The organism is Pseudoduganella sp., from assembly GCF_041914865.1.
Lineage (GTDB): Bacteria > Pseudomonadota > Gammaproteobacteria > Burkholderiales > Burkholderiaceae_D > Rugamonas.
Genome location: NZ_JAYSCO010000035.1, coordinates 48,763 through 56,349, shown reverse-complemented (window position 1 = coordinate 56,349; position 7,587 = coordinate 48,763). Strand labels below are relative to the sequence as shown.

Sequence of the window (7,587 nt, the reverse complement as noted above, 5' to 3'; positions counted from 1 at the left end):
CGGCGGGCGGCTTCGGCGGCCAGGGCCGCGCGCTCGGCGGCGGCAATGGCTTCCTGCGCGGCGGCGCTGGCCGCAGCGGCAGCGGCAGCGGCAGCGGCACGCGCGCTTGCCGCGTCGGCGGCGGCATCCGGTGGCAACCCGGCCGCCGTGGCGCCGCTGACGGGCGGGCCGGCCGCGCTGATGGCCGCTTCCGTTGGCCGCAGCGGGGGATTGCCAAGGGGCGCACTGTCCGGCGGCGCGGGCGGCGCCGGGGCGCTGGCCGGATTGGGGGGCGCGGCCGGCGGCGCGCTGGCATTGTTGCGGGTCAGGCTGGCTGCCGCCTGCGCCGCCGCTTGCGCCTCGCGCAGGGCCTGGCGCCGGCTTTCCAGGCGGGCCGCCTGCATTTCCTCGTCCAGTTCGCCGCGCACCGTGCGCGCTTCGTCCAGGCGCTGTGCAGTGAGGCGGTCCTGCACCGACAGCCGCTCCGCCTCGGGGGCGGCGCGCGCGCGTTCGGCCGCTTCGGCGGCGCGGCGGGCAGCCGCCTGCGCTGCGGTCTCGGGCGGCGGGCGGCTGGCCGCGACATTCGCCGCCTCGCGCTCCGGTGTGGCGCGGCCGCCGTCGCCCGCAGCCGGCGCGCCATTCGGCCCAGGCAGGGGCGCAAAGCCGCTTGCCGTTGGGCCCGGCGCCGCCGCGCTGGCGGCGGTGCCGCTGGCGCCGGCTGTACCGGTGCCGCCGGACGCGCCAGTGCCGCCGGCCGTACCGGTGCCGCCGGCCGGGCCGGCATCGCTGGCGCGGCCTGTGGCGGGCGCTGCGGCGGCCTGGCCGTTGGCGGCGGCGCCGGAGGGCAGGATGGCGCTGCCGGCGCCGCTGGCTGCCTGCTGGCGCGCCAGGGCAAGGCGCGCCGCCACCAGCTCTTCGGCCTCGGCCGATTCGGCCTGCTCGGCAACCAGGCGGCGCGCAGTAGCCAGCCGCTCATCGGCGACGCGCTCGGCGCGGCTGCGTCCCAGCTGGCTGGCCTCGGCCTGCTGCTGGGACGCGCGCCGGGCCGCCTCCATGCGCTCGGCCAGCGCCTGCGCCGCCATGTCCTGTTCGCGCGTGCTTTCAAGTTGCCGCAGCTCGGCAGCGCGCAGTTCCGCCGCACGCTGCTGCTGCGTATCCTCGAGCGTATTGCTTTCCAGCGCAGCTTGCGCCACGCGCCGCGTCTCCGCCAGGCGCCCGGCTGCGGCCCGTTCCTGCGCAGTGAGCTCGGCCAGGTTGAGCGCGCGCGCGCCCGCGTCCCCGTCCACCGCGTCCGCCGCGTCCGCCTCGTCCGCCAGCTGCGCCTGCGCCACGGTGGACGGTTGCAGGGCGCCCGCCGCCTGCGCCAGCGTGCCGATCGCCGTGTCGAGCGCCGCCAGCGCCTCCTGCGGCGCCGCGCGGAAGGCCGCATTGAGCGCCCCCGCATCGGCCGCCAGTGCGCCGCCGTTGCCGACATTGATGCCGGCCTGCGCCAGCACCGGCTGCTGCGCCGACAGCACGTCCGCCAGCGCCGGCGGCGCATTGGCGTTGACATTCAGCACCAGCTGCTGCGCCGCCGCCGCAAACGCCGCCGCATCGCCGCCGCTGGCCGCCAGCTCGCGCACGCTGCGCTGCGCCAGGACCAGGTTGGACAGGAACTGCCCCAGCGAGGACACCGTCGGCGCGCTGGCGCTTGCCGCCGCCGTGGCGGGAGGCGCCAGCGGCGCCGCACGGGCAGCCAGCGTGGCCGGCACCGGCGCCGTGGCGCCAGGAACTGGATCGACAGGAATCATGCAAAACAGCTTGCCAGAAATCGCAGGCGCACATCGTTAGCTGGCGCACGGTGGATGCAGCGGGACAGCCGTATCGTGACCCTTCCATCCAACCACCACGATAAGGACCACGATCATGGATCACAACATCAGCAAGAGCGACAATCCCGCCAAGGACCTGCGCGCCGGCCTGCACAGCACGGTCGACAAGGTGGCCGACAATATCAGCAGCCTGGGCGACCAGATGGGCGCGCGCGGCGACCAGCTGAGTGCGGCCTACAAGCGCTTCGCCGAGTCCGGCCGCAACTACGTGCGCAAGAGCCCCGGCACCTCGCTGCTGGTGGCGCTGGCCGCCGGCTACGCTGTCTCCAAGCTGCTCGGTTCACGCAAGCACTGAACCGGGAGCGCGCCGTGCCTACCTCCAAACCCGACCCGGCAAAGCGCGGCGCTGCACTGGCCGCGCAGTTCCCCTATAACGTCAACAAGGCAGCCGAGCATGGCGCGGGCATCCCGCCGGCCGGCGCATCGAGCAGCACCAGCGACCCGCTGCAGACGGCCAGCACCGCCAGCGAAAATGCCGCCTCGCCCAAGGCCGGCAGCGGCGTGCCGCCGCAGGGCCAGAACCCGAACAACGGCCCGCTCGACCGCGTGCGCACCGACAGCGGCGGCCAGCCCCTGACCACCAACCAGGGCGTAGCGGTCGCCGACAACCAGAACTCGCTGAAGGCCGGCCTGCGCGGCCCGACGCTGCTGGAAGACTTCATCCTGCGCGAGAAGATCACGCACTTCGACCACGAGCGCATCCCGGAACGCATCGTGCACGCGCGCGGCTCGGCGGCGCACGGCTATTTCGAGTGCTACCGCGAGCTGTCCGACTTGACGCGCGCGGCGCCGTTCGCGGCGGCCGGCAAGCGCACGCCGGTGTTTGTGCGCTTCTCCACCGTGGCCGGCGAACGCGGCTCCACCGATACCGCGCGCGACGTGCGCGGCTTCGCCGTCAAGTTCTATACCGACGAGGGCAACTGGGACCTGGTCGGCAACAACATCCCGGTCTTCTTCATCCAGGACGCGATGAAGTTCCCCGACCTGGTGCACGCGGTCAAGCCTGAGCCGCACAACGGCATGCCGCAGGCGGCCAGCGCGCACGACACCTTCTGGGACTTCGTCTCGCTGATGCCGGAATCGATGCATATGCTGATGTGGGTGATGTCGGACCGCGCCATCCCGCGCAGCTTCCGCACCATGCAGGGCTTCGGCGTGCACACCTTCCGCCTGGTGAACGCCAATGGCCAATCGCAGTTCGTCAAATTCCACTGGCTGCCCAAGCAGGGCACGCACTCGCTGGTGTGGGACGAGGCGGTGCGCATTTCCGGCGCCGACCCCGACTTCCACCGGCGTGACCTGTGGGAGGCGATCGAGCTGGGCGAGTACCCGGAATGGGAGCTGGCGCTGCAGGTGTTCAGCGAGGACGACGCGGCCGCCTTCCCGTTCGACGTGCTGGACCCGACCAAGATCGTGCCGGAGGAAATGGTGCCGCTGCAGACGGTGGGCCGGCTGGTGCTGGACCGCAACCCGGACAATTTCTTCGCCGAGACCGAGCAGGTGGCGTTCTGCGCCGCCCACATCATCCCCGGCATCGACTTCACCAACGACCCGTTGCTGGCGGGGCGCATCCATTCCTATGTGGACACCCAGATCAGCCGCCTGGGCGGACCGAATTTCCACGAAATCCCGATCAACGCGCCGGTGGCGCAGGTGCACAACAACCAGCGCGACGGCATGCACCGGCAAGCCATCAATCGTGGCCGCGTGGCCTACGAACCGAACTCGCTGGGCGGCGGCTGCCCGTTCCAGGCCGGCCGCATGGGCTTCATGAGCTTCCCGCAGCCGGTGGCGGAGGACAAGGTGCGCGGCAAGCCGCAGCTGTTTGCCGAACACTATGCGCAGGCGCGCCTGTTCTGGCACAGCCAGACGCCGGCCGAGCAGATGCACATCGCGCACGCGTTCAGCTTTGAGCTGAGCAAGGTGCAGGTGCCCGCCATCCGCGAACGCACGCTGGCCATGCTGGTGAACGTGGACGCGGCCCTGGCCGACATGGTGGCGCTGCGGCTGGGCACCCTGGTGCCGGACCCGCAGCCCATGGCCTACGACGGCGAGCTGCCGGCCTACCAGCCCTCGCCCAGCCTGTCGCTGCTGTCGCGGCCGGGCGAAACCGGCATCCGCGGCCGCAAGGTGGCGATCCTGGTGGCGCCGGGCGTGGATGAGGTGATGGTGGATACGCTGCAGACCGAGCTGGAAGGGCAGGGCGCGGTCACGCGCCTGGTCGGCCCGCGCGTGGGCACGATCGGCGGGCTGGAAGCCGACATGTCGCTGGAGACGGGACCGGCGGTGGTCTTTGATGCCGTCGCGGTACCGGATGGCCAGGGCTTTGCCGAAAACCTCGCCACCAATGCGCTGGCGGTGGAATTCGTCACCCTACAATACCGCCACTGCAAACCGCTGCTGGTGGTGGGCGCCGGCGCCACGCTGCTGGCCGCCGCCGGCATCCCGGCCACCTTGCCGGGCGGCGCCCAGGACCCCGGCCTGATCGGCACCACGCCGGCCGACCTGCCAGGCGCCCTGGCCGCTTTCAGCCAGGCCCTGGCCGGCCACCGCACCTACGCCCGCGAAACCGACCCGCCGGTGGTCTGAACAGGCCAGCCCGCCGGACGTCGGTCCGGCGGGCGCGGTCTTACTGGGCGGCCTCGGGGTCCGGCGCGGCGTGCTTGTGCGGCTTTTTCACCTTGCGCACCAGGCGCTTGAACAGGTGCTCGGCGTCGTCGACGTAGGTGAAGACGGCCGGCACCACCAGCAGCGACAGCAGGGTGGAGGTGATCAGGCCGCCGATCACGGCGGTCGCCATCGGCGAACGGAAGCTCGGGTCGGCGCCCCAGCCCAGGGCCAGCGGCATCATGCCGGCGCCCATGGCGATGGTGGTCATCAGGATCGGCCGGCTGCGTTTGTGGCAGGCGTCCACCAGGGCGTCGAAGCGGCTCATGCCTTCGGCGCGCGCCAGGATGGCGTAGTCGACCAGCAGGATCGAGTTCTTGGTCACAATCCCCATCAGCATGATCAGGCCGATCATGGACGGCATGGACAGCGCCTTCTGCGTCACCAGCAGGGCGACGAAGGCGCCGCCGATCGACAGCGGCAGCGCGGCCAGGATGGTCAGCGGCTGCAGGAAGTCGTGGAACAGCAGCACCAGCACGCCGTAGATGCACAGCACGCCGATCAGCATGGCGATGCCGAAGCTGGCGAACAGGGCCTGCATTTCCTGCGTGTCGCCCAGTTCCGCCTTGGTCACCGAAGGCGGCAGGTTCTTCATCGACGGCAGCTGGCGCACTTCCTCATCGAGTTCGCCCAGGGTGCGGCTGCCCAGCTCGACGTCCAGCGTGACGTTGCGGCTGCGGTTCAGGCGGTCGATCTGGGCCGGGCCCGATTCCATGGTGATGCTGGCGACATTGGCCAGCATGACCGGGCCGTTGCGGCCTGGCACGGTCAGGCGGCCGATGGCGTCCAGGTCGGCGCGCACGCTGTCGGGCAGCTTGACGCGGATCGGCACCTGGCGCTCGGCCAGGTTCATCTTGGTCAGCTCGAAGTCATAGTCGCCGGCCGTGGCCACGCGCACCGTCTCGCCGATGGCGTTGGCGGTCACGCCCAGGTCGGCGGCTTTGGCGAAGTCGGGCCGCACGATGATCTCGGGCCGCACCAGCGAGGCGCTGGAGGTGACGTTGCCGATGCCCTGCAGGGTGCGCAGCTCGCGCTCGACCTTGCGCGCCGAGTCGAGCAGGGCCACCGGGTCTTCCGAGCGCAGCACCAGCTGCATCTTGACGCCGGTGTCGGGCGGGCCGACGGTGAAGCGGGCGCCGGGCAGGTTGGCCAGCTTGTCGCGGATCATATTGTCGATGTCGGAAATCGATTCGCTGCGTTCGCTGCGGTGCTTGGTGGTGATGGTCAGCACGGCACGGCGCGCTTCGGCCGCCGCGCCAGGGGCGAAGGCGTCGCCCGAGGAGCCGCCGCCGATGGAGCTGAAGACATGGGTCACCGGCTTCACTTCCATGATGGCCAGGCGCGCCCGTTCGGCGATGGCGCGCGTTTCGGCCAGGGTGGAGCCGGGCGGCAGTTCCAGGTTGACCATGGTCTGGCCACGGTCGGCCGGCGGCACGAAGCCGGTCGGCAGCAGGCCGACCAGCATGATGGAGCCGATGAAGAAGGCGCCCGCCGCCAGCGCGGTCTTGCCGCGGTTTTCCAGGCACCAGCGCATGGTCTTCATATAGCGCTGCATGATCCAGCCGTCTTCTTCCACCGGCTTGCTGGTCGGTTTCAGCAGGTGGGCCGCCATCATCGGCGTCAGCAGGCGCGCCACGACCAGCGAGGCCAGCACGGCGATCACGGCGGTCCAGCCGAACTGCTTGAAGAACTTGCCGGGGATGCCGCCCATGAAGGCGGTCGGCAGGAACACGGCGACCAGGGCGAAGGTGGTGGCGATCACCGCCATGCCGATTTCGTCGGCGGCTTCCATGGCGGCCTGCATCGGGGTTTTACCCATGTGCAGGTGGCGCTCGATGTTTTCGATTTCGACGATGGCGTCGTCCACCAGCACGCCCACCACCAGGGCCAGCGAGAGCAGGGTCACGGTGTTCAGCGTGTAGCCCATCCAGTACATGCCGAGGAAGGCCGGCAGCACCGACAGCGGCAGGGCGGAGGCGGCCACCAGGGTGGCGCGCCAGTCGCGCAGGAACCACCACACCACCAGCACCGCCAGCAGGGCGCCTTCGTACAGCAGCTCCATCGAGCCGTCGAAGTTTTCGTCGACCGGGTCGGCGTTGTCGATGGTTTCGGTGATGGCGATGGTCGGATGCGCCTTGCGCAGTTCTTCCACCGCGGCGCGCGAGTCGGCCGCGACCTGGGTTTCGCTGGCGCCCTTGGTGCGGAAGATTTCAAAGGCCACCACCTTCTTGCCGTCCTGGGTCGCTTCCGAACGCGGTTCGGCGACGGTGTCGGTGACGGTGGCGACCTGCTCCAGGCGGATGTGGCGGCCGTCGCCCAGCGGGATGTCCATCTGCGCCAGTTCCTGCGCGCTGCGCACGGTGGCGATGGTGCGCACCGACTGCTCGGCGCCGCTGATGTCGCCGCGCCCGCCCGGCGCTTCCTTCTGCACCTGGCGCAGCATGCGCGAGACGTCCAGCGCGGAGACGCGCAGGGCGGCCATGCGTTCGTCGTCCAGTTCGACGCGGATCTCGCGCGTCACGCCGCCGACGCGCTTGACGGCGCCCACGCCTTTCACCGACAGCAGCTTCTTGGAGACGGTGTTGTCGACGTACCAGCTCAGGTCCGCGTCGTCGATTTTCGTACCTTCCTTGGGCGTGGCGACGAAGGTCAGGATCACGCGGCCGGCGGTGGAAACCTTGCTCACCACCGGGTCGCGCATTTCGCCGGGCATGTCGGCGCGCACCTGGGTCACGGCGTCGCGCACTTCGTTGACGGCGTCGGACAGGTTTTTCTCCAGGATGAATTCGACCGTGATGGTGGCGGTGCCGTCCAGTACCTTGGAGTAGATGTTCTTCACGCCTTGCAGCGTGGCGACCGAATCCTCGATCTTGCGCGCCACCTCGGTCTCCAGCTGGGCCGGCGCGGCGCCGGGCAGGGAGGCGGAGACGTTGACGATGGGCAGTTCGATATCGGGGAAGTCCTGCACCGGGTTGGCCATGTAGGCCATCCAGCCCGCCAGCGAGAGCAGGATGAACAGCATGATGGCCGGGACCGGGTGCTTGATCGAGAGGGCGGAGAAGTTCACGGC

4 protein-coding genes are annotated in these 7,587 nt (G+C 70.6%); 2 read left to right on the top strand and 2 right to left on the bottom strand.

Features of this window, described 5'->3' with window-relative positions:
- Positions 1 to 1,769 (bottom strand): hypothetical protein (locus ACE3TQ_RS16720; protein ID WP_374583416.1); only part of this gene is annotated, 1,769 nt, incomplete at its 3' end.
- A gap of 115 nt (positions 1,770 to 1,884) precedes the next feature.
- On the opposite strand from ACE3TQ_RS16720, the gene ACE3TQ_RS16715 reads away from it, so the two are divergent.
- Positions 1,885 to 2,145 carry a hypothetical protein gene (locus ACE3TQ_RS16715; protein WP_374583415.1) on the top strand — a complete coding sequence of 87 codons (261 nt, stop codon included), beginning with the start codon at positions 1,885 to 1,887 and terminating at the stop codon, positions 2,143 to 2,145.
- A 14-nt stretch (positions 2,146 to 2,159) separates the two neighbouring features.
- Positions 2,160 to 4,439 carry a catalase gene (locus ACE3TQ_RS16710; RefSeq protein ID WP_374583414.1) on the top strand — a complete coding sequence of 760 codons (2,280 nt, stop codon included), beginning with the start codon at positions 2,160 to 2,162 and terminating at the stop codon, positions 4,437 to 4,439.
- A gap of 40 nt (positions 4,440 to 4,479) precedes the next feature.
- On the opposite strand, the gene ACE3TQ_RS16705 is transcribed toward ACE3TQ_RS16710, so the two are convergent.
- Positions 4,480 to 7,584, bottom strand: a complete 3,105-nt coding sequence (locus tag ACE3TQ_RS16705; protein ID WP_374583413.1) for an efflux RND transporter permease subunit — start codon at positions 7,582 to 7,584, stop codon at positions 4,480 to 4,482.
- Positions 7,585 to 7,587: the final 3 nt, after the last annotated feature.